Here is a 25,687-nt window from a genome sequence, read left to right as displayed (position 1 = left end):
CTCATCCTTCGGGCAGGCGGGCGGTGCGGGTGCGCTGCTCGTAGGCCGCGCGGACCGACCTGTCGGACAGGGCGGCGAGCTGGTCGGGGACAAGGAGGTGATGCAGGGCGTCGCGGGCACGGCCCGGCAGCAGCGCGGCCAACCGGGTCAGGGCGGCTATCTCGCGGGGGACGAAGACCTCGAACCGCGGGCGCAGCACGACGTCGAGCACCGCGTCGGCCACCTGGTCCGTCGTCAGGCGTCGGGTGGGGCCGGTCGCGGTGCCCACGGCCAGCTCGGTGTCCACGACGCCGGGCATCACCAGGGACACGTGCACGCCGGTGCCGCGCAGTTCGGCGCGGACGGCTGTGCTGTAGCCGTGGAGGGCGTGCTTCGTCGCCGCGTAGGTCGCCTCGCCGGCCGGGGCGACCTTGCTGGCGGCGGAGGCGATGTTCACCACGTGGCCGCGACCGCGTTTCCGCATCCCCGGGATCACGAGTTTCATCCCGCGCAGTACGCCGTGGACGTTGACGTCGAACTGGCGCAGGGCGGCTTCCTCCGGTTCCTCCTCGAAGGGGCCCACCCACATGATTCCGGCGTTGTTGATCAGTACGTCGATCGGCCCCAGCTCGGTCTCGACGGTGCGCAGGAAGTCTTCGCAGGACGGTGTGTCGGTGACGTCGAGAGACAGCCCGAGCAGTCGGCCACCGGGATGCGCGCCGATGGCGCCGGCCGTCTCCCTGGCGAGCTCCGCGTCGAGATCGCCGATCGCCACGGCGGCTCCGGCCGCGGCGAGCCGGGCTGCGACGGCACGCCCGATTCCGCGGCCCGCGCCGGTGACCGCGATCACTCGGCCGGTCAGCGGTTGTGTACGGGAGAGCCTGTCGCGGTCGCGCTCTCTTCGGCTGAACGTGTACGGATTCCTGGGCGGTGCTGCCACGGTCGAGCCCCTTCCTTGCCCTGGGCACGAGCGGACCGCCGAGCGGCAGGCGGCCCCCACGCATTTCTGACACGATGCCATGTCAGATGAACTGACAAGCTAGAGTGTCAGTTCGGAGCACACCGGTGTCAACACCTCTGCGAAGGGGAAAAATGACCGGCACACAGACCGCCGGGCGGCGCTACGGCGGACGCGACGCAGCGCAACGCCGGCAGGAGCGCCGCACCCGCCTCATCCAGGCGGGCCTCGACCTGTTCGGCACGGTCGGATACGCCTCGGTCTCCGTCAAGCAGGTGTGCTCGCATGCCGGACTGACCGAGCGCTACTTCTACGAGTCGTTCCGCGACCGCGAAGACCTTCTCGCCGGGGTCTACAACGAGCTGATCGCGACGATCAGCGCCGAAACCGCGCAGGCCGCAGCCGCCGCCGCACCCGATGTCGACGCCCAACTACGCGCCGGCCTGGAGGTGTTCATCCGCACACTGGCCGGCGACGCCCGCATGGCCCGCCTGGTGCTCATCGAGGTCGTGGGCGCCAGCCCCCGTCTCGAAGTACGCCGCCGTGAGGTCCTGCACGAATTCGCCGCGATGGTCGCCGCCGTCGTCGGACCACTCCCTGGCGGCCCGGAAACCCCCTCCAGTCGGCTCACCATGACCGCGATGAGCCTCGTCGGCGGAGTCAACGAACTCCTCGTGGACTGGACCCTCGGCCACCAGAACGCCACCGTCGATGAACTGGTCGACCTGTGCCACACCCTGTACATCGCGGCCTACCGAGCCATCAGCGATCAGCCCTGACCACGAGGGCCCGGATCCCCCTGGTCCCGCTCTCCGCCGAAGCCGACGCGACCGCTTCGGCGCCCTTGCCTGCCGACGCGACGAGTCGGCAGGCCCTCCCACCGCTTTCCGTCAGGCCGGAACCACACCCACCACGGGCAGGACGATGCGGGACGGCCGGGCGGGGTCGTGGAAGACCTGCTGGCGGGCCACTCGGGCCGTGGTCGCGGCCTCTTCGGCGACCTCGGTCCGGATTTCCGTCATGTACTGCTCCTCAGGTGTGGTCCCAGTGGCCTCGGGGCGCTCACGCCGCCGCGGTCAACAGCTCGGTCGGCACGTCGGGCCGTTCCAGGGCGATGAAGTGGCCGGCCTTCGACACCTGTCTGAACTCGCCGGCTCTCTGTCCTACTTGGCCAGTTGGGCGTACAGCCCTGCCAAATCCCCGGCCAGGCCCGCCTTGACCTGCTGTGAGATGTCGTCCGCGAGCACCTCGTACGCTCCCGTCTCGACACCGTCGAGGGCGAGTGCGGCGACGTCACGCGGGTCGGACTTGGGCGCGTCGACGCCCACCGTCAGGTCCGTGTCCACGTATCCCACGTGCAGTCCGGTGACAGCGATGCCGCGCGGTTGCAGCTCCAGGCGCAGGGAGTTGGTCTGCGACCACAGAGCGGCCTTGGATGCGCTGTAGGAGCCGCGGAGCGCGATCCAGGAGAGCGCGGAGTGCACGTTGAGGAGGTGGCCGCCGCCGTTGCGCTCGATGACCGGCACGAAGGCGCGGGCGAGAAGCAGCGGGCCGTAGAAGTTGGTCTCGAACTCCCTGCGCACGTCGTCCACCGGGGAGTCGAGGAAGGACGCGCCGACCGAGCCACCGGCGTTGTTGATCAGCACGGTCACGTCTTGCGCCTGCGCGGCGGCGGCTACCACGGAGGCCGGGTCGGTGACCTCCAGCGCCACCGGGACGGCGTCGGGGTGCGTCACGGTGCGCGGGTCGCGGGCCGTGGCGTACACCTTGGCCGCGCCGCGCGCGTACAGCTCTTCCACCAGCGCCTTGCCTATGCCTCGGCTGCCGCCGGTGACGAACACGTTGGCGCCCTTCAGAGCGGTCATGACTGCCTCCAGAAGAATGAGAAACCGATCGGTTTCAACTAAGGTAAACCGATCGGTTTTCCGACGCAAGCCCGCCAGGGTTGCCCGGCTTCACCGGGGCGTTCCGTACCCGTGGATCCCTGGGACGACGAGCTCTCCACCTGTCTGTCCCGCCTGGTCGATGTCGGCGTCGTCCAGGCCGAGTCGGAGCTTGAGGCCCAGTTTCCCGAGCGTGTCGTAGAGCCACTCCGGGACGGTGTCGGGCGTGAGGTGGAGGCGAAGGACCGGGGGCAGGGGAATGCCTTCGACGCCTGAGAGAGTGCCCGTCAGGCTCTCGACGTACATGGTGATGCCGGCGCCCCGCAGAGTGGACGTCGAGCGGGGCGCTCCGTCGATGTGCTGGATCTGCGGGCCGTCGGGCACCGCCATCTTGAGGTCGCGGATCGTGACCGTCGCCGCGGAGAACTTGAGCACCCGCTTGGGCCCGGCGGCCGTGTCCACGGTCACCACGCCGCCGAAGACGAGGTCGCGTAGTTCGAGGCGGCTGCCCTTCATGTTCCAGGACTCGGCGGCGAATCGACCGGCGCTCGTATCCTCGGGCGCCTTGAGATCGCTGATGTCACAGGTGCGGGCCGCCCCGGTGGCGGGCGCCGATCGGGATGCCGGCTCAGTGGTCCTACGGCCCGGGGTGGGTGACGCGTGCGGTGCGGCCGGTGGCGGGTCGGATGGTTCCGCGGCCGTCGCCGTCGCTGTTGGCGTCGGCGTCGGCGCGGCCAGGCTCGGCGAGGGGCTCGTGTCGGGTGCCGGACTCTGCTGCTCGGTGTCGCCCTGGAAGAGGGAGCCGAGGATGTCGGCAAGGCCGGTGGTGGCAGTGGTCGCGCTCGGTGAGGCGGTCGGCGCCGGGGCTGCAGCCGGGGCCGGGGCTACAGGCGGAGCCGGGGCAAGGTCTGTTTCCTCGTCGGCCGGGTGCTCCGACGGTATGACCGGCTCACCGCTCGCGGGGGCACTTGGTGTGCTGGGAGCAGCGGAAGGAGTGGGTGCCGTGGCAGGAGGTGGCGTGGCAGGAGGTGCCGTGTTGTCGGGGCGGGCACAGTCGACGCCGTCGCCGGGCGCCTCTGCGCGAGCGGTATGGGCCGCAGTGGCGCCCGTGTCGACCGTGGGCGGACGCTGACTTCCCAGGACGAGGACGGTCGGCAGCGCGGTCAGTGCGAGAGCCCTCCCGAGCGGCAGGCGCAGGCGGGTCAGCGCGGACGTACGGGGAACGGCGTGGCGGCCTCTCGTCGGCCGGGCACAGTCGGGTCCTACGGCCTCGCCGCGGAGGTCTGGCGACTGGTTGGTCATTCTCCGGCCCTCCCCGACGGCTCCTCGGTGTCGTCGGAGGTGTCGCCGGACGCGTTCACCGGGCCCCACGCCAGGGCCAGAAGTCCACCCGTGGCCGCGCACAGCGTGCCGACGAAGAATCCGCCGAAGTTGGAGATGGGCAGCGCCAGCACACCGAGGAAGACGGCCACGCATCCGGCGAAGAACCTGATGACCGGCTGGAACCACAGAAGTCCGCCGAGGACGATCAACGTCAGGCCGATGACCAGGGATCCCGCCCCCGCGGTGGTGGACATCGCCACGGACAGGGCGCCCAGGGAGAGGTTGAAGTACGGGAAGTAGATGATCGGCGCGGCGGCAAGGATCACCAGCAGGCCCGCCCAGAAGGGGCGGGTGCGCCGCCAGTACCGGAAGTCCCGGCGAACACGGGCGAAGCCGCTGCCACTGCGGGGGTGCGCGGGTGCGCCGGCACTCGTCATGTGGAGGTTCCCAAATCGTCAGCGGGCGGAGGAGGTTGGGACGTGATCAGAAGCAGTCGTCGCGGCCGGCCACGATGCCCATGTGCAGGCCCGCCAGTTCGAACGTCCCGGCAGAAGTGGCCCAGACCCTCTGGTGGGCGTCGATGATCTCGATCGAGTCCGCCTGCTGGGCGTAGCCGTCGGGATCGACGTGATCCTTGGGGTTGACCTGGCCCTTCGTGATGGAGCCGGTGGCGACGCCGATGTCGACGTTCCTGAAGGTGCCGGACTTGGCCTGGAGGTCGGTCATGTCGATGTACAGGTCCTTGGCCTTGACAGCCGTACCCGATCCGCCGGCCTTGAGCGTCATCGTGTAGGTCCCGAGCACGGGAATGTCCACCGGAACGGACTGGCACATGTCGGTGATCTTCGCGTTCTCCAGCGCCGAGACGGCGACGGGTACGCGCTTGCCGTTCCTGGCGACGTCCACCGTCGCGTAGTTGGCGAATCCGGTGCCGCTCAGGGAACCGGCCGAGACCTTGAAGTCGGAACCGGAGATGCTGAACGAAGCGGCCAGCGCGCCCTGGGCCATGGAGACGGCGACAGCCGCCGTGGCGACCACCGTCGGCACCGCACCGATGGCGAAACGCTTCCAGTGGGTTCTGCCGATTCGCTGGGACATACGTGGCCCTCCGTTGTCGAGGTGTACGAGGAATGCGAGTAAGCGAGGAGTACGAGGTGAGTCGAGGTGTGCGAGGTGTGCGAGGTGTGCGATGTGTGTCGAGGCCGGGCGCACAAAGAAGGCGCACCGGCGAAGCACTCGATAGCTCCACTACCGGGTGCCGATAGTGGCACTATCGGGCCAGTGGGGCAACCCCCGGTAACGCGATACTGGAGGGACAGTTGAGCGTGAGGGAGCGCATGAGGATTTCAGAGCTCAGCCGACGGTCCGGGGTGCCGGCGGCGACCATCAAGTACTACCGACGGGAGGGACTGCTCCCCGAGGGGCGTGCGCTGAACCCGACCACGGTCGAGTACGACGAGGAGCACATCCAGCGGCTCCGTCTGATCCGTTCCCTCATCCAGCTCGGGGGGCTGTCCGTCGCCCGCACCCGGGAAGTGCTCGAAGCCGTCGAGCGTCCGCTGGACGCGTTCGAGACCCTGGCGGTCGTCCACCACGCCCTGCCCGTTCCTTCCGCGGAGACGAGCGGGAAGGACGGCGAGGGCCGCGAAGGTGGCGAAGGTGGCGAGGGTTCCGCCGACGAGGCGGCATCCGGCGGAGCCGCCGCGAGGGTCGAGGCTCTCATCGAGAACATGGGCTGGCAGATCTCCGACGCGTCACCGCACCGCCCGGCACTCGCCGGAAGTCTCGCGGCGCTGAGTCACCTCGGTACGGACTACACGGCCGACGACCTCATCCCCTACGCACGGCTCGCCACCTCCACCGCGGACCTGGATTTCGCGCAGCTCGAAGGGATCGAGGACCAGATCGCCCTCGCCGAGCGGGCGGTGGTCCTCAGTGTGCTGTTCGAGCCGGTCGTCAGGCTGCTGCGGCGCCTGGCTCAGGAGGACGCCAATCATCGTCGCCACCACCGTCATGCGTGCGGGCGGGGGGAGCAGCCGGCGGAGTGAGTTCCCCGGCGGGGTGCCGACGGGTGACAGTGGCAACAGTGGTGGCAGTGGTGCCAGGCAGGGGTGGCGCGGCAGCGAGGAGCCGGTCGCCGGGCTCGCGCAGGTGACGTGATCCCGGCCAGGTCGCGCCCCTCGACTCGGGCTTGCGTGCGGAAACCGATCAGTTTACAGTTGTGAAACTGATCGGTTTCTCGCTGTGAGGGCGAGTCTCGACCCGAATCCCCAGGAGTACGGATGACTGCCGCGCGCGACGCCGAGGGGCAACCGACGGCCCTCGCTCCCAGGCTTCCGACGAAACGCCCCGCGTCCACCGACCGAGAGACACGTACGTCATGAGTGGCATTCACCCCTTCCGCGTCCTGCGCGCCAAGCCTCTGTGGATCGCGAACGGCGTCATCACGGGCGTACTCGCGCTGCTGTTCGCCGTGTTCTACGTCGGCGCGAACATCGATCCGGCCGATCACCTGACCAAACTGCCCGTCGGCCTGGTCAACGCCGACAAGGGAGCCGCTGCCGGCGGCAAGCAGGTCAACCTCGGGGCGCAGATCACCGAGTCGATCAAGAAGTCGACCGCGAGCGGGGACAGGATCGACTGGAAGGTGATGGGCGAGAAGGAGATGAAGGACGAGCTCGGCGAGGGCAAGCTGTTCGGCGCGCTCGTCGTGCCCGCCGACTTCACCTCCTCCGTCACCGCACTGACCGGTACCGCGCCCACCGGGACCCCGGCCCGCCCGACACTGACGGTGCTGACCAACCAGTCCGCCGGCAGCCTGGGCTCCGGCCTGGCCCGAACGGCGACGACCCAGGCGGCCGAGAACGCCTCGCTCCAGGTGGGCAGGGAGCTGACCGCCCAGATCGGGACCGCGCAGGCGAAGCTGCCCGCCGCCGCGCGCGTCCTGCTCACCGACCCGGCCACCGTCACGGTCGAGGACGGCCACCCCCTCGACTCACACAGCGGCCTGGGTTTGACGGCGTTCTACTACGCCCTCACCCTCGTGGTCGTCGGCATGCTCTCCGCCAACGTCATCAGCGGCCAGGTCGACCACGCCCTCGGCTACACCCACAACGACATGGGCCCCCTGCGCCTGCACCGCCCGCTGATCCGGGCGACCCGGGTGCAGACCCTCACCATCAGCAGCACCCTCATGGCCGGCCTGTCCCTGCTGATGGGAAGCCTGGTCATGGCCGGCGCGGTCGGCCTCATGGGCATGGACGCCTCCCACCTGCCACTGCTGTGGCTGTACTCGGTGTGCGCCATCGCAGTCACCGGGATCGGCGCGCTCACCCTCCTCGCGGTCTTCGGCACGCCCGGCATGCTGGTGGTCACGCTGGTCTTCATCGGGATGGCGGTGCCCACGGCCGGCGCCACCACCCCCATCGAGGCACTGCCCGGCTTCTACCGCTTCCTCTCGGAGTTCGAGCCCCTGCGGCAGATCACCGGCGGTATCCGCTCGATCCTCTACTACGACGCCCAGGCCGACGCAGGGCTGACGCGGGGCTGGGTCATGATCGCGGTCGGCCTCGTGGCGGCCGGACTGTTCGGCTTCGGCGTACTGGGGTGGTACGACCGCAGGGGACTGCACCGCATCCCGGCGGAGACGAAGCCCGAGAAGACCGCCGTCCCGGCGTAACGGCAGGTCACCCAAGACGGGCCATTACTCGGAGTGGCCCCGGTGTGTGTCGCCCTGCCGGGGACGACAGGCACGCACACCATCGTGGCTCGGCGACGGTCTTTACCCCAGGCCGTCGCCGAGCCCCTGCCTCTGCCTCTGCCCCTGCCCCTGCCCCTGCCCCTGCCCCTGCCCGGAACCCCCTGGAAACCGATCGGTTTTCATTTCGTCCGCTTCGGGTTAACCTCGCGGTATGACCACCGAAATGAAACCAAGCCCCAGGGAGCGACTGCTGGAGGCTGCGGCCACGCTCACCTACCGAGACGGTGTCGGCATCGGCGTCGAGGCACTGTGCAAGGCGGCGGGGGTGTCCAAGCGCTCCATGTACCAGCTGTTCGAGAGCAAGGACGAACTGCTGGCGGCGAGCCTGAAGGAGCGTGCCGCTGCCTTCGTGGCGAGCCTCCTGCCCCCGGCGGACGACGGCCGGTCACCCCGCGAGCGGATCCTGCACGTCTTCGCGCAGGTGGAATCGCAGGCAGGGACGCCTGATTTCCGAGGCTGTCGTTACCTGGCCGTGCAGATCGAGCTCAAGGATCAGAGTCACCCCGCGAGCCGGGTGGCCCACCAGATCAAAGCGAACCTGACGGCCTTTTTCCGTGCCGAGGCCGAACAGGGTGGCGCGAGCGATCCCGACCTGCTGGCCCGGCAGCTCATCCTGGTCTTCGACGGTGCAAGCGCCCGCGCGGGAATTCAGGCCGACAAGCTGACCGGACTCGTCGCGCCCACGGTGACCACCCTGCTTGACGCGGCAGGGGTGCGCTGACGCATCGCCCGTCCATCCATCGGCTTCCTCGTTACGCCCGAGCGCCCGGAGGTTCTCCGCCAGACGACTGCGGGCGCGTGCTGTGCTCGAGTGGTCCTTTCCGGCCAGGCCTCGAATCTCGGCAGCAAGTCTGCGCTGATGGCGCGTGCCGCCTCACAGTTGCCCAGTTCGTGCGGGGTCTTGGCGATGCCGTCTCCGCGCCGAGCGTCTCGAGGGAGTTCTTCGTCCGCGAGCCGCCGTGTTCAGACCTTCTCGGCCTGAACCCGCGGGTGGCCGGCGGTGAGCAGTCCGACATCCTCGACGTCCGAGGTCAGGATCGTCACCCGGCCGGGATGCTGCAGCGCGGTCGCGCACAGCATGGCATCGATGGCGTACTTGTGACCGTGGAGCCCGGCGGTCCGCAGCAGGGCGGCGGCAGAGTGCGCGACCGTCTGCGTGACCGGCTCCACGCGAAGCCGGGACAGCGTCCACTTCAAGGCGGCGCCGTTGATCTTTGGATGGATGACCTCGACGAGCACCGCCGCGGACGTGACAACGGGCAGGTCCGCTTCACGGGCGGCCGTAAGCCACTCGTGAACCTCCCGGTCACGCTGCACGGCCTTCGCCAGGCCCTCGCTGTCCAAGACCAGGCAACCGGTCACGCGGCCGCCCCGGCGTCCGCGGTACTGCCCGTGAGCCGGGCACGCTTGGCCGCCACCGCCTCCGGATCGGCCGGGCCATGCACCGTCTCGAAGTCGGCGATCAGCTCATCCAGATTGTCCCGCTCTATCTGCCGCTGGGCCGCCTTCTCCAGGTACGCCGAGACTCCACGCTTGCCGACCCGCTCACGGATTGCCTGCAAGGTGCCGGCAGTCAAGGTGACGGAGATGCCATTGGTGGGACCGGCACCGGGGGGGAAGTCGTCGTCATCAGCCATGCTACCCATCATGCCATTTGAAGTGCTATTCAGGAGTGGGTTTCACTGCTCCTTCATCGCGAAGGCGGGCGCATCGCGAAGGCTCAGACAGTGGACGGGAAGCAGACGCACGCTCCGCACAGAGCCGCTGTCGGGCCTCCTCGGAGTCGAGACAGCCACCGGCAGGCGGGGCCACTCTACGTACGGCTGCGGGCGGCGGCCCAGGCGGAGTACGACCGCCGGAGCCGCGCCCGTCGGCCTGCCACGGACGGGCCGGCCGAGCAGTCCTCGTAGAACCGTTCGCGGTTGGCGTCGGGTCAGCTTCGTTGGAAGAACTCCACCTCCGCGAGGGCCAGTTGACGGCCCGGAGTCAGGCCGACGGGTGAGCGCAGGGTCAGGCGTACCGTCTTCACGTCGCTGATCCCGGTGGGGTTCGGCTGGAAACCCGGTTTGTCGCCGAGGGTGAGCTGCTTGTTGTGCCGCTCGCCGTCGGACGTCGTCACCTCCACGTCCACTTGGAGTGCGCGTGCCTGACTGTGGTAGTCCTCCGGGTTCCTGGACGGGCCGTTGGTGATGAGGATGTCGACCATCCGGAACGGCTTGCCGAAGGTGTAGGTCACCGAGGCGCCGGGCGCGGGCGCGCCCCAGTAGCTGTTGCTCAGTCCGTCCGTGGTGTTCGTCGCCGGGTGCCCGGGGACCTGGGCGCTCGCCCTGATGCTCACCGGGGTCACGGCCTTGGGCTTGCCCAGTTTGTCCCGGGTGTCCTCGAACAGGGCGCGTCCGGCGGGGAGCAGCAGGAGAGCGCCGGCGCACAGCGCCACGACCACGGCCAGGATCACCAGGAGTCGCACCGCCCTGCCCGAACTCGCCCGCACCCGACGGCGGAACGGCCACACGGTCCGCCACCACGGCAGCGGTTCGGGCTTCGCGGCGGGGTTCAGCGCGGTCGCGCAACGTCGGCAGAACCGGCGGCCGGGCGGGTTGGGGGTGCCGCAGGAGGGGCAGGGGGCGCCTGCCACCTCGTCGGGGACCTCTGCGGGGCGTACGACCGGGCGCGGGGCCACCGGCTTCGCGGGCTGTACGGGCTGGATGGGCTGGATGGGGGCGGGAGTTGGCGTGTCGGGGGTGGGGCCGGCCGGGCGCCGGGGGCCCGACGAGTTCTGAGGGGCCGGCGAGTTCCGAGGGGCCGGAGCCGGTGGAGTGGGCGGAGCAGGAGGGGTGACCGGGGCTGCTGACGCCGCGCTCGTGCGGGGGGCGGGAGCGGAGGGCTCGGCGTCGGCGTCGGCGGGGCTGGGCCGGGGTGCGGGGTTTGTCGTCTCCCCGTGCCGGCCGGAGGTGGTCCCGGAGCCTTCGCCCTCGGCCGACGCCGTGCTGGCGCCCCGCTCCTCGCCTCGGCCGCGACCCGTCAGCCGGGTGCGCAACGACGAACCGCGGGCGGGTGCGGCGGACGCCGGTTCCTCGGCCGGGGGCGACGAGGGCGCCGGAGTGGCGGCCGACGGGGCTGCGTCGGGTTGGGGGGCGTCGGGTTGGGGGGCGTCCGGCGCGGCCGGGGGTTCGGCAGGTGTGCTCGGGGCCGAGGGTGCCGAGGACGTCCCGGGGGCCGGCGGCTCCGCGGGCGTACCCGAAGGCGACGCACTCGAAGGCGACGCACTCGAAGACCCCGTACCCGAGGCCGCCGTACCCGAAGACCCCGTACTGTCCGACCACCCCAAGTACGCTCCGCAGTTGCCGCAGAAGTCGTCCGTGGGGCCGTTGGACGCCCCGCAGGCGGGACAGGCGCGCATGGCGTCACCTCCCTTCGTCGATGGGCGGGCCGGGCAGGAGTTCCACCCGGCAGACGGTGTGCACCGGGCACATGGCCCTGACGACCTCCTGGACCCTGGCCGGGTCCACCCGGGCCTCGCCGTCCGGCCCGTCCGGCCACACGCGGACCAGGACCTCGGCGGGGGGCTCCGGCGGCAGGTCGGCGCCGGGGGTGCTCGACCACACCGCGCCGCCGTCCCCGGTGACCTCGGCGTGGACGCCGAGCGCGAGCCGCAGGGCCTCGACCATGCCGCGCCGGGTACCGCGCCACCGGTGCAGTTCCACCGCGCGGGCGACCGCCTCGCGGCGCCGTTCCACCGGCCACTGCGGGTCGTCGGCGACACCCACCCAGGACGCCAGCCAGGCGAGGAAGTCGGCGGGGGTCACCCGGGGGTCGAGATAGGCGGGCAGATTGTCGAGGGTCGCGAACACCGGGGCGAGGACGGTGTCGAGTCCGGCGGTGAAGCGCTGCGCGAAGTCGTCCTCGGCGTACAGGGCCGGTAGTTGCTCGCCGATGGGGTGTCTGCTCGGCAGACCGGGCACGGCCGCGCGGCTCATCCCCGTGCCTCCGGCTCCATGGCCGTGACGACCACCTGGTGCTGGTGCGAGAAGACCAGCGCGCCCGCGGCCACGTCGATGCGGTCCGTCGGTGCGCCACGTCGCCCGGTGATCGGGTCGGCGGGGAACAGCAGGATCTCCTCGACCAGCGCGTTGCCGGTGGCGCGTTGGAGGACGCCGAAGACGTCGCCGTACTGGACGGGTCGTCCGAAGGGCCAGCCGGTGCCGTCCGTGCCGCCGACCAGCGGGTTGAGGTGGCGGAACAGGGCGGCCAGGGCCGCGTCGCGGACGCGGTCGGTGTCGGCCGGGGCCGCCGCGAGCCGGGCGACCACGGTGACGCCCTGGTAGACCGGCGGCTCGACGATCAGGCGGGTGCCGATCAGGCGGCGTTCGTCGAGGCTCGTGGTGATCGCCCGGAAGACCTGGTCGGAGGGGATGAGCTGTTCGAAGCGGAGCCGGTCGTCGGCCTCGTCGGCCACCGCGTCGGGCACGACCAGGACGCGTACCGCGCCCGCGCCTTCCGCGGCGGGCAGGCAGCGGACCCGGCGTACCGAGGGGGCCGCCTGGCGGGCGATGATCTCGTAGTCGTCGGCGGTGACGGCGCGTTCCTGCATGCGCAGTGCGTCCGGCGCCCGCAGTCTGGCGTTCGCGACGGTCTCGCCGGCGGCGCCGCCGCTCGCCGACTCCCGGTTGACGACCCGTGCGATGTAGGGGACGGAGCTGCGCAGTACGGAGATCGCGCCCCGGGCGACATTGCCCGCCGGGCCGCCACCGGTGCGGTAGCGGGCCACCCGGATCTGGGCGCCCTTGGGCGGCACCGCGCCGCACTGCCGCAGTGTGCCGTCCGGTTCGCGCAGCGCCGGCGGGAAGGTGAACTCGCCGGTGGTGGCGTCGACCTGGACATGGCGGTCGGCCGGGCCCGAGCGGCCGAAGTGCTCGACCACGTCCCAGCGCTGCCAGCCCTCGGCCGAGGACACCTCCACCACGGGGGGCTCCCCGTCGAGGAGGACCGGTGGGCGGCCGAGCCGGAACGTCTGCCCGGCGACGCCCTCCGAGGTGCCGAGCGGCACGTCGGTCTCGCTCTCGGCGTGCTCGACGGCCATGGTGCCGCCCACGGTGAACACGGCCGCCTCGCGCACCGTCGGGGACCCCGAGTAGAAGGGCTGGCCCGGCGCCGGCTCGGTGACCCGGCAGCGCAGCCAGCCGGCCCGGGTGCCGCCGATCACCGACGCCGTGTGTCCGGCCGGTACGTACACGATGACCTCGCCGGGCCGGTTCAGGCCGCCGGTGGAGTCCTCGCCGGTCTCGCACACCTGCCAGCCGCCGCCGTCCCACGCCTCCCACACCAGCGGGGGCTGGCGCGGGTCGACGCCGATGCCCTCCACGCGGCTGTCCAGGTTCACCGCGACGATGCAGCGCGGCACCGCCGTCGGCAGGCCGAACAGCAGCGCGTCGCCGGGCTGGGGTGCCGCCTGGAAGGCGGGTATGTCGTGGCCCTCGGCGAGCTCCCCGGTCCGGTCGTTCTGCTCGCCGGTCCGGGACGCGGTCACCAGGCGGGTCAACTCGCTGGGCACGATGCGCAGTTCGCCGGTGGTCGTGAACACCACGGCCTCGTCGGCCTCGCCGCCCGCGGTGGTCACCTCGGTGCCCGGGGTCAGTGTCACCGTGTCGGGCTGCGGCGCCGACAGCCAGAAGTCGACCTCGGCCATGGCCGCCGCCGGCGGGAACAGGCGGATGCCGAGCAGGTCCAGGAAAGCGATGTAGTTCTTGTCCGGGACCCGGTTCAGCCGGTACAGCAGCTGGTCCACGAGGTAGGCGAACGTCTCGATCAGGGTGACGCCCGGGTCGGAGACGTTGTGGTCGGTCCACTCCGGGGCGCGCTGCTGCACGTACCGCTTCGCCTCGTCGACGAGTTGCTGGAACCGCCGGTCGTCAAGGTTGGGGGAGGGCAGGGCCATCAGGCGGCGCCCCATTCCTCGGCCCCCTCCTCGGAGGGGATCGTGTAGAAGGGAAAGACCAGGTTGCGCTGGTCGTTGGTGGAACGCAGGGTGTAGTGCACGTCGATGTAGAGGGTCCCGGCCTCGACGGCGTCGAAGGCGACCACCACGTCGTCCACCGCGATGCGCGGCTCCCACCGTTCCAGGGCCTCGCGCACCTGCTGTGCGATACGTCCGGCGGTGGCGCCGTCGCCGGGCGCGAAGACGTAGTCGTGGATGCCGCAGCCGAAGTCGGGGCGCATGGGGCGCTCACCGGGCGCGGTGCCGAGGACCAGGCGGATGGCCTCCTCGATCTCCTGCTCCCGTTCGACCATGCCGATCCCGCCGGTCGGCCCGACCCGCAGCGGGAACGCCCAGCCGCGGCCGATGAACCGGTCGCTCATGACACGCTCCCGATCCGGACGCTCGGAGCACCGGGCAGGACCATGCCACCGCACGCGGGGCGCCCGACCCGCAACGGGTGCGAACAGTCACGCCGATTCGACCGCTCGCTCATCACACGCCCCCGATCAGGACGTTCAGGGCGCCGCCCGAGATCATCGCGCCGCACGTGGTCTGGTCGCGCATCCGCGCGGCAGGCAGCCCGCCGATGAGGACCTGGCCCCGGGCGAGCCCCGCCGGGTTGGGCATGATCACGTTGCCCGGTCCCAGGGCCGCGTGCGGGGGCATGACGCAGGTGTGCAGGCTGCCCACGACGGCTGCGGGACGGCCGCCGATCAGCACACGCGCCACCGCCGCGGCGGCGCCGGGCGGCGGGGTGGCGATCACGCCGCCGTGGTTGGTGGGGTCACCGGTACGGGCTGCGGCCGGCATGGGATCTCCTTGGTGGGTGTCGGGGAGACAGTCGTCATCGGGGACAGCGGTCAGTTGATGTGGACGAACGTGCCCTTGAGGACAGCCAGCGCACCACCGTCGACGGTGACGTCCGCCGAGCCGTTGACGCTCACCTTGCGGCCGCCGATCGTCACCCCGACCTTGGCCTGGATGTCCACGTTCCGGCCTGACACCTTCACGTCGCCGCGCCCCGCGTCCAGGGTGATGCCCTTCTTGTCGAGCACGACGGAGGTGAGGGGCCGCCGGCGGTCCTTCTGGGCGTACACGATCAACTCGATCCGGTCCCGCCGGTCGTCCAGGAACACTTCGAGGCGCTCGTTGGCGGTCGTCAGCCGCACCCCGGAGCGACCGGGTGCCCTCGTGTCCAGCAGCTCCATCCGGTGCCCCGAACGCGACACGATGGAGCGGCGGTTGACCTTCCCGGTGGTCTCGTCGATCAGCGGGACCTTGGCGTCGTGCGGCGACGGCTTGTCCACACCGTTGTAGAGCCCGCCGATGACGTACGGGCTGTCCAGCAGGCCCTGTTCGAAGCCGACCAGGACCTCGTCGTTGACCTCCGGGCTGAACACACCGCCACCGCCATTGCCGCCCCACTGCACGGTGCGCACCCAGTCGGTGACGTAAGTGTCGTCCAGCCAGGGGAACTTCAGCCGTACCGCGCCGGTCTGGGCGCCGCCCTCTTCGTGTACGTCCGTCACCACACCGATCGCCAGACCGGGCATGCGCGGGCCACGGCTCGGCGCGTTCGCTCCGGTCACCAGGCCGGTCAGGGAGCGGTCCGGGCTGGCGCTGACCCACACCGTCGTCCGGTATCCGCCGTGCGGCTCCAGGACGTGCCGCACCGCCGTCGCCGTGTACTTCCCCGAGAACGCCTGCCCGACGTTGCCGAGCGCCACGGGTTTGCCCGCCCGCAGCTTGGGGTTGCCCTCGACCACTGCCTCCAACTCGGCGAATCCGGCGCTTACTTGAGCGGCCGTGGCGTCCGCGACCGCCTTCGTCTCGGCATGAGTGCGGTACGGGGTGTCAGTGACGGTCAGCTTCGACTTGCCGAACCGGGCGGCGAACGCCGGGCTCAGCCCCGGCACCACCGTCTCGCTGTTCACCGACGCCTTGGGGGCCACCAGTGGCCGCTTCGTGGTGACGTCCCAGCCGCGCACCTCCACCTGCTGCGCGCCGTCCGCGGCCGACAGTGAGGCCCGCAGCGCCAGCAGGTTGCGCCCGTACTCCAGCACCATGGGGTTGCGGGTGGCCGAGGTCGACGGCGCCGGCGCGGCGGACGCCTTCTGCGGCTTGGTGAACTGCAGCAGCCCGTTGTCGTCGACCTGCACCTGCGCGCCGCTCTCCCCCGCCAGGAACTGCAAGAAGTCCCAGTCGGACACGTTCGCCTGCGACAGCTGGTCGTAGGTGACCGGCGCGGCCTCGACCTTCCCGCAGGCCAGCCCGGCCCCGGCGGCCACCTTGCGGACGATCGCCGCCGCCGTCATGTTCCGGTACGCCACCACCTTGCGGCCCCGTTGCAGACGGTGCGCCTTGGAGTAGGCGCGCACGACCGTGAACGAGCCCGTGCCGTCCCGGTCCAGTTCCAGGGCGGTCACCTCGCCGCTGAACAGCAGCTCGCGTGCCTTCCCGGACACGGTCACCACCGACACCTTCAGCGGGGTGCCGATGGTGATGCCGGTCGCCTGCAGGAACTCGTGGTCGGGGTCGCGGAAGCTGAGGACCGCCGCGTCCGGCAGGCCCATGTTCTCGTCGACCACACAGCTCACCAGCTGGGCGGCCCAGATCTGCGGGAGTTCGGCGGGCGTCTGGATGATGGGATCGGCCGCGAACGACCGGCCGCCCCGCGCCTCGGGTGTGGTCACTGGTCCTCCTCTGCGCCCGCGTCACGCAGCCCCGGCACCACCAGTTCGGTGCCGGGTACGAGAGCCATCGGGTCGTCGATGTCGTTGGCCTCCGCGATGACCCGCCAGGCGGTCGCGTCTCCGTACTCCCGCCAGGCCAGCAGGGCCAGGCTGTCGCCCGTCACGACGGTGTGCGTGCTGCGGGCGGTGCGCGCGCCGGACGTCGGGTTCTGGCCCGCCGGGTCGACGCTCGCCTCCTCGATGGACAGCGCGCAGGTGGCCCGCAGCGGCTGTCCGTCCACGTCGAACAGCGTGTACGACACCGACAGGCTGGCGAGCACCCCGTCGAACGACGTCGTCCGCGCCGTGCCCCACTCGAACCGCACCCACGGGCTGGCCGGCTTCTTGCGGCCCAGGCTGGCCGGGGTCGGCACGCACCCCTTCATCAGCTTCTCCACCGCCAGTTCCACGGAGTTGTCGTGGGTGGCGGTGGCGTCCAGGAACACCTCGAGGCTCAGCGAGCGCGGGCCGCTGCCGACGAACTCGGGCAGCGCCGACTGCCCCGCCATCCGGGACGGGGTGCGCCGCCACTCGGTGGTCTTGCGCAGCTCCAGGGTCGAGGGGTTGAACTGCAGGTTCAGCTGCGCGATCGTCCCGCCGGGCTTCGCCCCGACGGAGGCCGGGGGCTCCTTCAGGGTCAGCTGAGCCCTGGCTCGGCTGGAGCGGGCCGCTGAGGACATGCCGGGACTTCCTTTCGGGGACGGGACGGCTGTTGAGTGCGGTTTTCGTGAGGTGGCTTTCGTAAGGCGGTTTTCGTGAGGGCGGGTCAGGCTGGGCGCAGGCCCTGGTGGGCGATCTCCAATGTCTCCACCGCCGCCTGGGAGTTGGCGGGGTCGAAGGACGGCCCCTGCCAGCGCACCGGAACGATCCCGAACACCTGCCAGCTGATGATCGGCGTCAGATCCGGTTTCAGCGCCACGATCTCGCCGTCCTTGGGCTCCACCCGCTTCAGCGTCTCGTCGAGCCAGCGGGCGATCTTCGCCGTGTCGGCGGTGACGGGCCGGCTGAGCGTGATGTTCGACCAGGTCACGCGGCCGGGCAGCTGCCAGGTGAAGCCGTTGTTGCCGCCTTCGGCGTACGTCTCCATCTCGACTTCGGCGCCCATGCCGGAGCAGGTGTGGAAGGCGCCCAGGTCGTTGCCGCCGATCGCGAGCCGGAAGAACACGCTCGTCGCGAAGATGCTGTCGGTCATTCGTCCGTCACTCGCCCGTCAGTCGTTCGTCAGTCGTTCGTCGTCCATTGCGTGCCCTCAGCGGCGTCCGTCGTAGGGGCGTCCGGTGCGGTCCCGGCCGCGGCGCAGCTCGGTGCGCAGCAGCCGGGCCACCGGGTCGAGCAGGCGGCGCGAGAGGTCGTCGAGGTCGAGGCCGGGGTCGCGCCGGAGCTCGATGCGCATCAGCCGCGAGACCGGGTCGAGCAGGCGGCGCGCGAGGTCGTCGAGGTCGGGGCCGGGGTCGTCCTGGCGGGTCTCGGTGCGGCGGGCCGCGTTCTTGCCGGAGGCGGCGGACGACGTGGCTGACTCGGAGGCCGCGGAAGACTCGGAGGCCTCGGAGGACACAGAGGACACGGACGACGACCGCTTCCGGCCGGGTGCCGGAACCTCCTTGGCCAGTGCGCCTGTTGGCGGCGCGGGGGGCGCGGAGGACGACCGCGGGCGGCCTCGTGCGTCGCGCTGCACCGCGAGTGCCGCCTCGCCGGTTCCGCCGGTTCCGCCGGCCGCCGTAACGCTCCTCGGCCGGACCACGGGAACGGGTCCCCCCGGTGCCGTAGCCGCCGACGGGCGGTCCGCGAGCGGCGGCGCCTGCGGGGCGGTCACCGGCAGGGGCTTCGCCGGTACGGCTGCGGTCGCGCCGGCGGTCGGCAGGCGGGGCGGCGCGGGACGGACGACCGGGACACGCTGAACCGGGGCCGGGGAGGCGGTCGTTCGTACGCCTGCGTCCTTGCCCTGCGGTCCGGGGTACGAGGTCGTGGCTCGCTGGAGCTGCGGTGTGGCCTGAGTGGGCGCGGACGGGCCGAGTGCCGGGCGCGTGGGGGCCCCGAAACCGCCCGGGGAGCCGCCCGGGGAGGCGGCCGGTGTGCCGAACCGGCGCGCGGGCGCCCCGGTGGGTGGCGCGGTGGGTGACACGGTGTCCCCCTGGGAGGCGCCCGGTGCACCGGGCCAGCGCGCCGCCACCACGGGACGGCTGCCGGAGCGGGCGGCGGCGGGTGGTGCCGCCCCTTCCGGGGTCCGGGTGGTCAGGGTGAGCGGGCGGGCGGCCAGCAGCGAGAGGGTGCGGTGTGGCGTCGTAGCGGAGTGTGCTGCGGAGCTGGTGACGGTGAGGGGGCGCGCACCTGCCGAGCCGGCGGGCCGGGTACGTGCGGTGCCTGGGGTGCCTGCGGTGCCTGCGGTCACGGCCCTGGCCACGACTACCGGGCCCGAGGCGGCGGAGTGTTGGGGCCTTTGCCTGCGGGAGCTCGGGGCGTCCGCTCGGGGTCTGCCGGAGGTCGGTCCGTCAGCGCGCGATCCATCAACGCGGGATCCGCCCGAGCCCGGCCCGCCGGCGCTCGCCCCACCGGGCGCCGCGGCGGGGCGTCGCTCTTTTCCTGCCGCGCCTTCCGTGGCTACGGGGGCGACAGCCGGGGGCGGCGTCACCAGTGGTGTGGCGGGCCCGTTCGCGTGGTCCGCGGGAACGGCCTTGGTGGTGCCGCCGGTGGTGGAGTGGTCCGCGAGGCTGCGCTGGACGTCGGCCGTCCCCAGCAGCGGGGCATCCGCTCCCGGAGCGAGGGGCGCGGCCCCGGTGGGCGGCACCGGAGCGGTTGCGGAGCTCTGGCCCGGACGTACCGGAGCGCGCTGGACGTCCGGGCCGGGCGTCGTCGTACGAGACGCACGGGGCGCGGCGGAACCGGGCAGTTCGGCGCTCGGCGGCAGCGCGGGCAGCGGAGCTCCCAGGCCACCGCGCGCGCGGGCGCCCGTGCTGCCGGGGCCGGGGGCGGGCGCGGGGGTCCGGCGCGGGGCGTCGGCCTGGGCAGCGGGTGCCGTTCTCTTCGTGGCGCCCGTACCGCTCGTACCGCTCGTGGCGCCCGTACCGCTCGTACCGCCCGTACCGCTGTCCTTCGCCCCCGAGGTGTCGGCCTGGCGTTGGACGACGGGCAGCGTCGGACCGGGTGCGGATCCGGTGCCGGACGCGGGGGTGCTCTGCGTCAACGGTGTTGCTGTGGAAGGGAGTTCGCTCAGCGGGGCGCCGAGGGGCGCGCGGCTTCGCGCGGGCGTGGCGGTGCGTTGTACGGGGGCGGTGGAGCCCGTGGTCGTACTGGCCGGTGTTGTGGTGGCAGAGGCGTCAGGCGTTGGGGCGGTGTCGGGCGCCGGAGGGTTGGCGGGCCGCACGGCGGCGATCCGGCGCGCGGGTCCGGCCGGGCGACGGGCGACGGTCAGGCGAGGCCCCGACGGGCTGAGCCGGACAGCCGGGTGGGACCCGTCGGCGCCGGAAGTACGGGATGCCTCCGGCTGCGGCCCGGTCGCCTCCGTCACGGCGCGCTGGACGGCCGGGCCCGAAGACGTACGACCACCGGAAGCGGTCCAAGTCGCAGATGTGCGGCCGGAGTTCGCCCCAGAAGCAGGTCGGGGCGCAGCCCCGCCGGGGGCTGCGGGCGGCACGACGACCGCCACACGTCGCACGAGCGGGGTCCTGGGAACGACCGGCTGCTGGTGGCCGGTGTCGGCGGGGGCCACGGCCGGGCTCGCGCCCGGCTCGACGGCCCGTTGGACGGAGGCAGGTGACGAGGAGAGGACGGCGGGGGAATCCGAGGACGTGAGGCCACGGGACCGAGGAGCGCCGCCGCCCGAACGCCCCTCCCCCGCAGTGGGGTTGTCTCCGGTACCGCTACCGGAGGGCCGTACGGCGGATGCGCTCGAACCGGAAGCCGCCGAGCCCGACTTCCGCTCCCTCGGACCCGTCCGGCTCGCAGCCTGAGGTGTCCGGGCGGCCGTCGGTCCGTCCAGGGTTCCGTCCCCCGAACCGTGCGCCCCTTCCGGCCGCAACGCCCTCAGCAGCAGCGGCCCTCCGGCGGTGTGCGTGGGCTGCGAGGCGGCAGGGCGGGTGACACCGCGTACCAGGCCGGTCGGAGCGGCGGGCAGCAGCGCGTGCCCGAGGCCGCTGTCGAACGACGGGTTCTGCCAGGCCGCCAGGCCCGCGCGGAAGGCGAGGCCGTCGCTGACGCCGAGCGGGGCGCGGGACACGGTGAGTTCCGGCGCGGCGGTGCGGCGCCAGCCCCCGTCCCAGTCGCCGGGCAGCGAGGAACCCGGGGCAGCGGGCGCGGACGGCGACGGGTCGCCGGGCGCGCCACGGTCCTGGCCCGCGTCGGACGGACCGTCCCCCGAGACGCCGGAGCGGTCCGCGGCGGCCCGGCGGCGCAGCCTGTCCCGCCATGCCATGTGCTCAACCGCCTTCGTTCACACGGGTGTTGATACGGGCGATCTCCGCCACCCACTGCCGGCGTTCGCCGTGGGTCAGGTCGAGGATCTCCTCGCGCTGCCAGTGGAAGTGATAGGCGATGTACGCGATCTCCTCCCGGAGCCGGGGAAGGGCGTACGTCACGATTCCCCCAGGCGCCCACCCGAGAGGTCGACCTCGAAGCCGCCCTCGCAGTGCGGGCAGGTCACCGCGGCGCGGGTGTGGCCCTCGCTGTTGACGCGACGGTAGAAGTCCTGGAGGAAGGCGACGTCGGTGGCGTACATCCGCTCCACGATCCCGGCGTGCACATCGGTGATCGAGCCGATCCGGGTGATCACCTGGCTCAGCAGCACCACGCTCAGGTACGCCGGGTTCTCCTTGACCCGCAGGTCGATCTGCGGACGCAGCTCGTCACGGGCGGTGGCCAGGCGCATCGCGCCGTGCCGGTGCACCGTGCCCGTCTCGTCCACGTAGCCGCGCGGCAGCTCGAACTCGAACTCGGTGCGCAGCCCGCGGTCCTCCCGGGGCGCCGGGGCGGCGGGGGCGGGGGGCGGTGCCCCCTGCTCCGGCCCGGCGGCGGGCGTCGTGGCCTGGAGGATCTCCTCCAGGTTGCCCGCCGTGACCGTACGGCGCCTCATTCGACGATGATCTCTTCGAACACGATCGTCACGGACTCGGTGGCCGCGGCCGACTCGCCCGCCTTCAGGGACGGGCCCTCCCACTTGGAGGCCCAGCCCTGCATCAGCTGGATGCGGCGGACCGTGTTGCCCTCGGTGTCCTTGATCTCGATGGTGAGGTTCTGCCGCGCGGAGTTCACGGCACCGTTGTTCAGGGTCTCCTTGATCCAGCTGGTGAACTCGCTGCTCTGGTCGAGTCCCCGGGTGATCGTGATCTCACCGGCCTGCCGGGCGCCGGGCTGCTTGCGGATGATCTGCTTGCCCTCCGCACTGACCTGACGTACCTCGACGACCTCCTCCTCGACGGTCAGCCCGCTGATCTCCTGGATCGACTCGACCAGGTATCCGCCGAGCTGCACGCCGAAGACGTGAGTGGAAAGAGCATCGCCCGTTGACATGACTGTCTGTCACCTTCCGTTGTTTAACCCACAGGTCACTCGTCTGCTTGACCCGTAGGTCAGTCGTCTGCTCGACCCGCAGGTCACTCGTCGATGAGGCTGGTGCTGTCGGAGAACTGGGCCAGCCGGAACACCACGAACTCCGCGGGCTTGACCGGCGAGACGCCGATCTCGCAGATGACACGGCCCTGGTCGATGGACTCCGACGGGTTGTTGTCGCGGTCGCACTTGACGTAGAACGCCTCCTCGGCCGTACGGCCGAACAGTGCGCCCCGGCGCCATTCCTCGGTGAGGAACGCGGTGACGTTGCGCCGGATGCTGGACCACAGCCGGTCGTCGTTCGGCTCGAAGACCACCCACTGGGTGCCCAACAGGATGGACTCTTCGAGGTAGTTGAAGAGGCGGCGCACGTTCAGGTAGCGCCAGGCCTGGTCGGAGGAGAGGGTGCGGGCGCCCCAGATGCGGATGCCGCGGCCGGGGAAGGCCCGTACGCAGTTGACGCCGATCGGGTTGAGCAGGTCCTGCTCGCCCTTGCTGAGCCGGAGCTCCAGGTCCACCGCGCCGCGGATGACTTCGTTGGCGGGCGCCTTGTGCACACCGCGCTCGCCGTCGCTGCGCGCCCAGACGCCGGCGATGTGGCCGCTCGGCGGGACGGTGGTGTTGCGTCCGGTGGCCGGGTCGAAGACCCGCACCCAGGGGTAGTAGAGGGTGGCGTAGCGGGAGTCGTAGCCGGCCTCGTCGTTGCGCCAGGTGCGCACCTGCTGGGCGCCCAGGCCGGGCGGGGTGTCCAGGATGGCGACGCGGTCGCCCATCTGCTCGCAGTGCGAGATCACCGCGAGCTGCACGGTGCGCACGCCCTCGGCGTCGATGTCGCCGCGCTGGTAGGCGCTCATCAGGTCCGGCACCGCGACCATGGTGATCTCGTCGATGGTCTCCAGGCCGCCGAACCCGGTGCGGGCGGCGGTGTCGCCGACGTACTCCGCCGGGTTGAGGCGGGCCACCTCGCCGGAGCTGTTCGTGGCGGGCGCGGCCGGGGCGTCGGGCACCGCGAGGGTCTGGGTGGCGGGCCGGGTCTGGGCGGCGGACTGCTGCTCGGTGACCTGGATCAGCTTGGAGGCGCGGGCCTGGTTGACCAGGTATCCCTTGACGTTCTTGCGGGTGGAGGCCTCGTACGTCTCCGCGACCTGGTCGCCCTGGCGGACCAGGACCTTGAAGCGGTCCTCCGGCGGGTTCTCGCCGTCCGCGTCGGCGACCTCGACCGACACCCCGGTGACACCCGGCTTGGCCGCGACGAGGAAGCCGCCGAGAGCCACCGGCTCCGCGGCCTTGTTGCCGCGTCGGCCGCCGTCGGCCGACGGGGCGGAGGCGTCCTCGGCCTGGCCGCCGATCCGCACGATGTACGCGGCGCCGCCGCCGTTGGAGAAGTAGCCGTGGACCGAGAGAGGCAGGTAGGCGCCTTCGGTGAAGCCGCCGAACGTCTGGGTGTACTGGTCCCAGCTGGTGACCAGTGTCGGCGTGTGGAACGGGCCGTTCTCGGCGAACCCTACGAACGCGGCGACGGCGGTGCCGACCCCTTCGATCGGTCGGGCACCGGACTGCACCTCTTCCACGTACACGCCCGGGGTGAGGTACGTCGGCATGCTCGCTCCTTCGCGTCCTACGGGTGGGTCACCTGTGTCCAGGGCGAGTCTGCGCGGACGCCCGCCGGGACGACAGGGCCGCGGGGACCTGACCAGGGGCAAGATCACTGCCTTCGTTGCCCGCTCCAACTGTCCGGCCACCGCCCCGGCTTGCCCTCGCTCTGCCCGTACGGGCCTGGACATCCCGTTCGCCCGGGCGGTCCACTGGGGGCAGCAGCAGGAGTGCGCCGACCAGGAGGCAGTGAATTGCGGACGTCCGGGGCGCACGCCGAGCAGAACGAGACCCGGCAGGCCACGCGCGGCCCGGCCACCGCCCGCCGGGAGACGTCCGCAGGCAGCGCCGTACCGCCCCCGCTCACCGCCGACGCCCTCCGGGCGGCGCAGAGCGGCGCGGGCAACGCCGCGGTGACCGCGATGATCGCCCGCCGCGCCCGCCCCGCACCCGCCGTGGAGCAGCTCGACCACGGAGTGGACGAAGTCCTGGGCTCCGCGGGCAAACCCCTCGCCGCGCCGGTGCGCCAGGACATGGAGTCCCGCTTCGACACCGACTTCTCCGACGTACGACTGCACACCGGGGCCACCGCCGCCCGCTCGGCCCGCGCCATCGGGGCCCGCGCCTACACCTCCGGCAGTCATGTGGTCCTCGGCGACGGCGGCGGCGACAAGCACACCCTCGCGCACGAGCTCACCCATGTCGTCCAGCAGCGCCAGGGGCCCGTCGCCGGAACCGACAACGGGGCGGGACTGAGCGTGTCCGACCCGTCCGACCGGTTCGAGAAGGAGGCGGAAGCCAACGCGAAAAGGGTCATGAGCACGTCGGCCCCGTCGGCCGGTGCCGGCCTCCGCTCGTCCGGCGGCCACGAGATCGCCCGTTCGGTGGACCACCGGGCCCTGAGCGACGATACGGCCGTCCAGCGGGTGACGGACGTACAGCGCCAGGAACTCGACATCCAGGGCGGGAACGAAGGGCCCACGACGATTCGCTCCGCGTCGGACCTGCTCGTGTGGCTGGTGGGCCACCCCGTGCACCCCGCACCCCGCAACTACGCCGAACCCGCCATCCTGCAAAGGGTCCTGGCGAGGCTGGAGCGGTTGGAAGACCCGGTCGGCCACGACGCGGTGTGGAACGCTCTGCGGGAAGTCGTCGCCGCCCGCCAAAGGGCGCAGGAGGCCGACAGCAGCAGCAGCGACAGCGGAAGCGACGGCGGCTTCTTCCGCCCATCGAGGGCCCAGAACAGCGACGACAGCAGCAGCGACGAGGAATCGGAACGCTCCAGTGTGGCCTCTTCGGAATCCCTTACGGGGGAGAACTGGGACGAGGGCACGTGGGGCGAGGACGAATTCGGTGTGCCGGAGCCGTTGGAATTCCGGCGCGACATGCCCGAAGACGCGCTCGAGGAACACCGGCAGGCGCTGAACGAGAGTCTGTCCGGCTACCGCCTGGTCGGCTTCCACGGCACCCACATCGAAAGCGTCGGAAGTCTGATCACACACGGGCCTGATCTGGCCAGGGCCGGTATGGCGAACGGCATAGGGAAGGGCGTGGGGTTCTACGTCGCTCCGGTGGTCGGGCCCCAAGGGGTGAAGGCGTCCGGCACGGCCGCCGCGAAGAAGGAAGCGAAGACCTGGGGGAAATTCCTGGTCGCGGTCTATGTGAAGAACGGCGTCGATGTGCAGAAGGCCTTGGACGACGAGGAGGGCGGTGTCGGGTTCGAGAGCGACAGCGATTCCGGATCCGGGCCGGTCATGACGTACCACGGTTCCGATGAACTCGTCATCCCTGCCGAGCTGTTCGACAGCATCAGACTGGTCCGTAATGCGGACGACGTCGCGATGACGTCCGACCCGAGTTTCGCAGCGGAGGAGTACGAGGACGGCGTGAGCCAGTACAACAAGGCCTCGGAGAAGGGGAAGCCGAGGCGGTGAAATCCGC

26 protein-coding genes are annotated in these 25,687 nt (G+C 71.6%); 5 read left to right on the top strand and 21 right to left on the bottom strand.

Annotation, left to right across the window (positions count from 1 at the left end):
* Position 1: 1 nt before the first annotated feature.
* A complete protein-coding gene (locus OG734_RS25225; RefSeq protein WP_330289766.1) occupies positions 2 to 919 on the bottom strand; it encodes an SDR family oxidoreductase in 918 nt (305 codons plus the stop codon).
* 152 nt (positions 920 to 1,071) lie between these two features.
* Between OG734_RS25225 and OG734_RS25220 the strand changes: the two genes are divergently transcribed.
* Positions 1,072 to 1,716, top strand: a complete 645-nt coding sequence (locus OG734_RS25220) for a TetR/AcrR family transcriptional regulator (protein ID WP_330289765.1) — start codon at positions 1,072 to 1,074, stop codon at positions 1,714 to 1,716.
* A 111-nt stretch (positions 1,717 to 1,827) separates the two neighbouring features.
* On the opposite strand, the gene OG734_RS25215 is transcribed toward OG734_RS25220, so the two are convergent.
* From OG734_RS25215 to OG734_RS25195, 5 genes are all read right to left on the bottom strand, one after another.
* The gene (locus OG734_RS25215; protein ID WP_330289764.1) at positions 1,828 to 1,959 is read right to left on the bottom strand and encodes a hypothetical protein; all 132 of its coding nucleotides are present in this window, start codon (positions 1,957 to 1,959) and stop codon (positions 1,828 to 1,830) included.
* Positions 1,960 to 2,100: 141 nt separating this feature from the next.
* Complete coding sequence (locus OG734_RS25210) at positions 2,101 to 2,802, bottom strand: SDR family oxidoreductase (RefSeq protein WP_330289763.1); 702 nt, start codon at positions 2,800 to 2,802, stop codon at positions 2,101 to 2,103.
* Between the two features lie 90 nt (positions 2,803 to 2,892).
* Positions 2,893 to 4,122 carry a hypothetical protein gene (locus tag OG734_RS25205; RefSeq protein ID WP_330289762.1) on the bottom strand — a complete coding sequence of 410 codons (1,230 nt, stop codon included), beginning with the start codon at positions 4,120 to 4,122 and terminating at the stop codon, positions 2,893 to 2,895.
* Entirely contained in the window at positions 4,119 to 4,580 is a 462-nt protein-coding gene (locus OG734_RS25200) for a DUF6114 domain-containing protein (RefSeq protein WP_330289761.1), read from the bottom strand. The genes OG734_RS25205 and OG734_RS25200 overlap by 4 nt, the downstream gene beginning before the upstream one ends.
* 46 nt (positions 4,581 to 4,626) lie before the next feature.
* Positions 4,627 to 5,241 carry a DUF6230 family protein gene (locus tag OG734_RS25195; RefSeq protein WP_330289760.1) on the bottom strand — a complete coding sequence of 205 codons (615 nt, stop codon included), beginning with the start codon at positions 5,239 to 5,241 and terminating at the stop codon, positions 4,627 to 4,629.
* Positions 5,242 to 5,480: 239 nt separating this feature from the next.
* On the opposite strand from OG734_RS25195, the gene OG734_RS25190 reads away from it, so the two are divergent.
* The 3 genes from OG734_RS25190 (at position 5,481) to OG734_RS25180 (ending at position 8,624) form a co-directional block, all read left to right on the top strand.
* Entirely contained in the window at positions 5,481 to 6,191 is a 711-nt protein-coding gene (locus tag OG734_RS25190) for a MerR family transcriptional regulator (RefSeq protein WP_330289759.1), read from the top strand.
* 332 nt (positions 6,192 to 6,523) lie between these two features.
* Positions 6,524 to 7,822 (top strand): SNG1 family protein, encoded by a 1,299-nt coding sequence (locus OG734_RS25185; RefSeq protein WP_330289758.1) that lies wholly within the window; start codon positions 6,524 to 6,526, stop codon positions 7,820 to 7,822.
* Between the two features lie 232 nt (positions 7,823 to 8,054).
* Positions 8,055 to 8,624, top strand: coding sequence for a TetR/AcrR family transcriptional regulator (locus tag OG734_RS25180; RefSeq protein ID WP_330289757.1), 570 nt, complete (start codon positions 8,055 to 8,057; stop codon positions 8,622 to 8,624).
* 242 nt (positions 8,625 to 8,866) lie between these two features.
* Here the strand turns inward: OG734_RS25180 and OG734_RS25175 are convergent, their stop codons facing one another.
* The 15 genes from OG734_RS25175 to OG734_RS25105 form a co-directional block, all read right to left on the bottom strand.
* Entirely contained in the window at positions 8,867 to 9,265 is a 399-nt protein-coding gene (locus tag OG734_RS25175) for a type II toxin-antitoxin system VapC family toxin (protein WP_330289756.1), read from the bottom strand.
* Positions 9,262 to 9,540: a hypothetical protein gene (locus OG734_RS25170; RefSeq protein ID WP_330289755.1), complete on the bottom strand. Its 279-nt coding sequence runs from the start codon at positions 9,538 to 9,540 to the stop codon at positions 9,262 to 9,264. The genes OG734_RS25175 and OG734_RS25170 overlap by 4 nt, the downstream gene beginning before the upstream one ends.
* Before the next feature lie 296 nt (positions 9,541 to 9,836).
* Positions 9,837 to 10,940, bottom strand: coding sequence for an NADase-type glycan-binding domain-containing protein (locus OG734_RS25165; RefSeq protein ID WP_330289754.1), 1,104 nt, complete (start codon positions 10,938 to 10,940; stop codon positions 9,837 to 9,839).
* Positions 10,941 to 11,307: 367 nt separating this feature from the next.
* Positions 11,308 to 11,880: a phage tail protein gene (locus tag OG734_RS25160; protein ID WP_330289753.1), complete on the bottom strand. Its 573-nt coding sequence runs from the start codon at positions 11,878 to 11,880 to the stop codon at positions 11,308 to 11,310.
* The gene (locus tag OG734_RS25155) at positions 11,877 to 13,838 is read right to left on the bottom strand and encodes a putative baseplate assembly protein (RefSeq protein ID WP_330293779.1); all 1,962 of its coding nucleotides are present in this window, start codon (positions 13,836 to 13,838) and stop codon (positions 11,877 to 11,879) included. Before OG734_RS25155 ends, OG734_RS25160 begins: the two co-directional genes overlap by 4 nt.
* Positions 13,838 to 14,260, bottom strand: coding sequence for a GPW/gp25 family protein (locus OG734_RS25150; protein WP_330289752.1), 423 nt, complete (start codon positions 14,258 to 14,260; stop codon positions 13,838 to 13,840). Before OG734_RS25150 ends, OG734_RS25155 begins: the two co-directional genes overlap by 1 nt.
* Before the next feature lie 112 nt (positions 14,261 to 14,372).
* Positions 14,373 to 14,690: a PAAR domain-containing protein gene (locus OG734_RS25145; protein WP_330289751.1), complete on the bottom strand. Its 318-nt coding sequence runs from the start codon at positions 14,688 to 14,690 to the stop codon at positions 14,373 to 14,375.
* Positions 14,691 to 14,740: 50 nt separating this feature from the next.
* The gene (locus tag OG734_RS25140; RefSeq protein WP_330289750.1) at positions 14,741 to 16,573 is read right to left on the bottom strand and encodes a VgrG-related protein; all 1,833 of its coding nucleotides are present in this window, start codon (positions 16,571 to 16,573) and stop codon (positions 14,741 to 14,743) included.
* Positions 16,570 to 17,292, bottom strand: coding sequence for a CIS tube protein (locus OG734_RS25135; protein ID WP_330289749.1), 723 nt, complete (start codon positions 17,290 to 17,292; stop codon positions 16,570 to 16,572). Before OG734_RS25135 ends, OG734_RS25140 begins: the two co-directional genes overlap by 4 nt.
* Before the next feature lie 86 nt (positions 17,293 to 17,378).
* Complete coding sequence (locus tag OG734_RS25130) at positions 17,379 to 17,804, bottom strand: phage tail protein (protein ID WP_330289748.1); 426 nt, start codon at positions 17,802 to 17,804, stop codon at positions 17,379 to 17,381.
* A gap of 57 nt (positions 17,805 to 17,861) precedes the next feature.
* Positions 17,862 to 21,020 carry a hypothetical protein gene (locus OG734_RS25125; protein ID WP_330289747.1) on the bottom strand — a complete coding sequence of 1,053 codons (3,159 nt, stop codon included), beginning with the start codon at positions 21,018 to 21,020 and terminating at the stop codon, positions 17,862 to 17,864.
* 4 nt (positions 21,021 to 21,024) lie between these two features.
* Positions 21,025 to 21,183, bottom strand: coding sequence for a DUF6760 family protein (locus tag OG734_RS25120; RefSeq protein WP_330289746.1), 159 nt, complete (start codon positions 21,181 to 21,183; stop codon positions 21,025 to 21,027).
* Positions 21,180 to 21,677, bottom strand: coding sequence for a hypothetical protein (locus OG734_RS25115; RefSeq protein ID WP_330289745.1), 498 nt, complete (start codon positions 21,675 to 21,677; stop codon positions 21,180 to 21,182). Before OG734_RS25115 ends, OG734_RS25120 begins: the two co-directional genes overlap by 4 nt.
* Positions 21,674 to 22,114 carry a phage tail protein gene (locus OG734_RS25110; RefSeq protein ID WP_330289744.1) on the bottom strand — a complete coding sequence of 147 codons (441 nt, stop codon included), beginning with the start codon at positions 22,112 to 22,114 and terminating at the stop codon, positions 21,674 to 21,676. Before OG734_RS25110 ends, OG734_RS25115 begins: the two co-directional genes overlap by 4 nt.
* 83 nt (positions 22,115 to 22,197) lie before the next feature.
* Positions 22,198 to 23,754 carry a phage tail sheath family protein gene (locus tag OG734_RS25105; protein ID WP_330289743.1) on the bottom strand — a complete coding sequence of 519 codons (1,557 nt, stop codon included), beginning with the start codon at positions 23,752 to 23,754 and terminating at the stop codon, positions 22,198 to 22,200.
* A gap of 246 nt (positions 23,755 to 24,000) precedes the next feature.
* Here OG734_RS25105 and OG734_RS25100 point away from each other — a divergent pair, with 246 nt between their 5' ends.
* Positions 24,001 to 25,680: an eCIS core domain-containing protein gene (locus tag OG734_RS25100; protein WP_330289742.1), complete on the top strand. Its 1,680-nt coding sequence runs from the start codon at positions 24,001 to 24,003 to the stop codon at positions 25,678 to 25,680.
* Positions 25,681 to 25,687: the final 7 nt, after the last annotated feature.

This window comes from Streptomyces sp. NBC_00576, from assembly GCF_036345175.1.
Lineage (GTDB): Bacteria > Actinomycetota > Actinomycetes > Streptomycetales > Streptomycetaceae > Streptomyces.
This window is presented reverse-complemented; position numbering and strand designations above follow the sequence as displayed.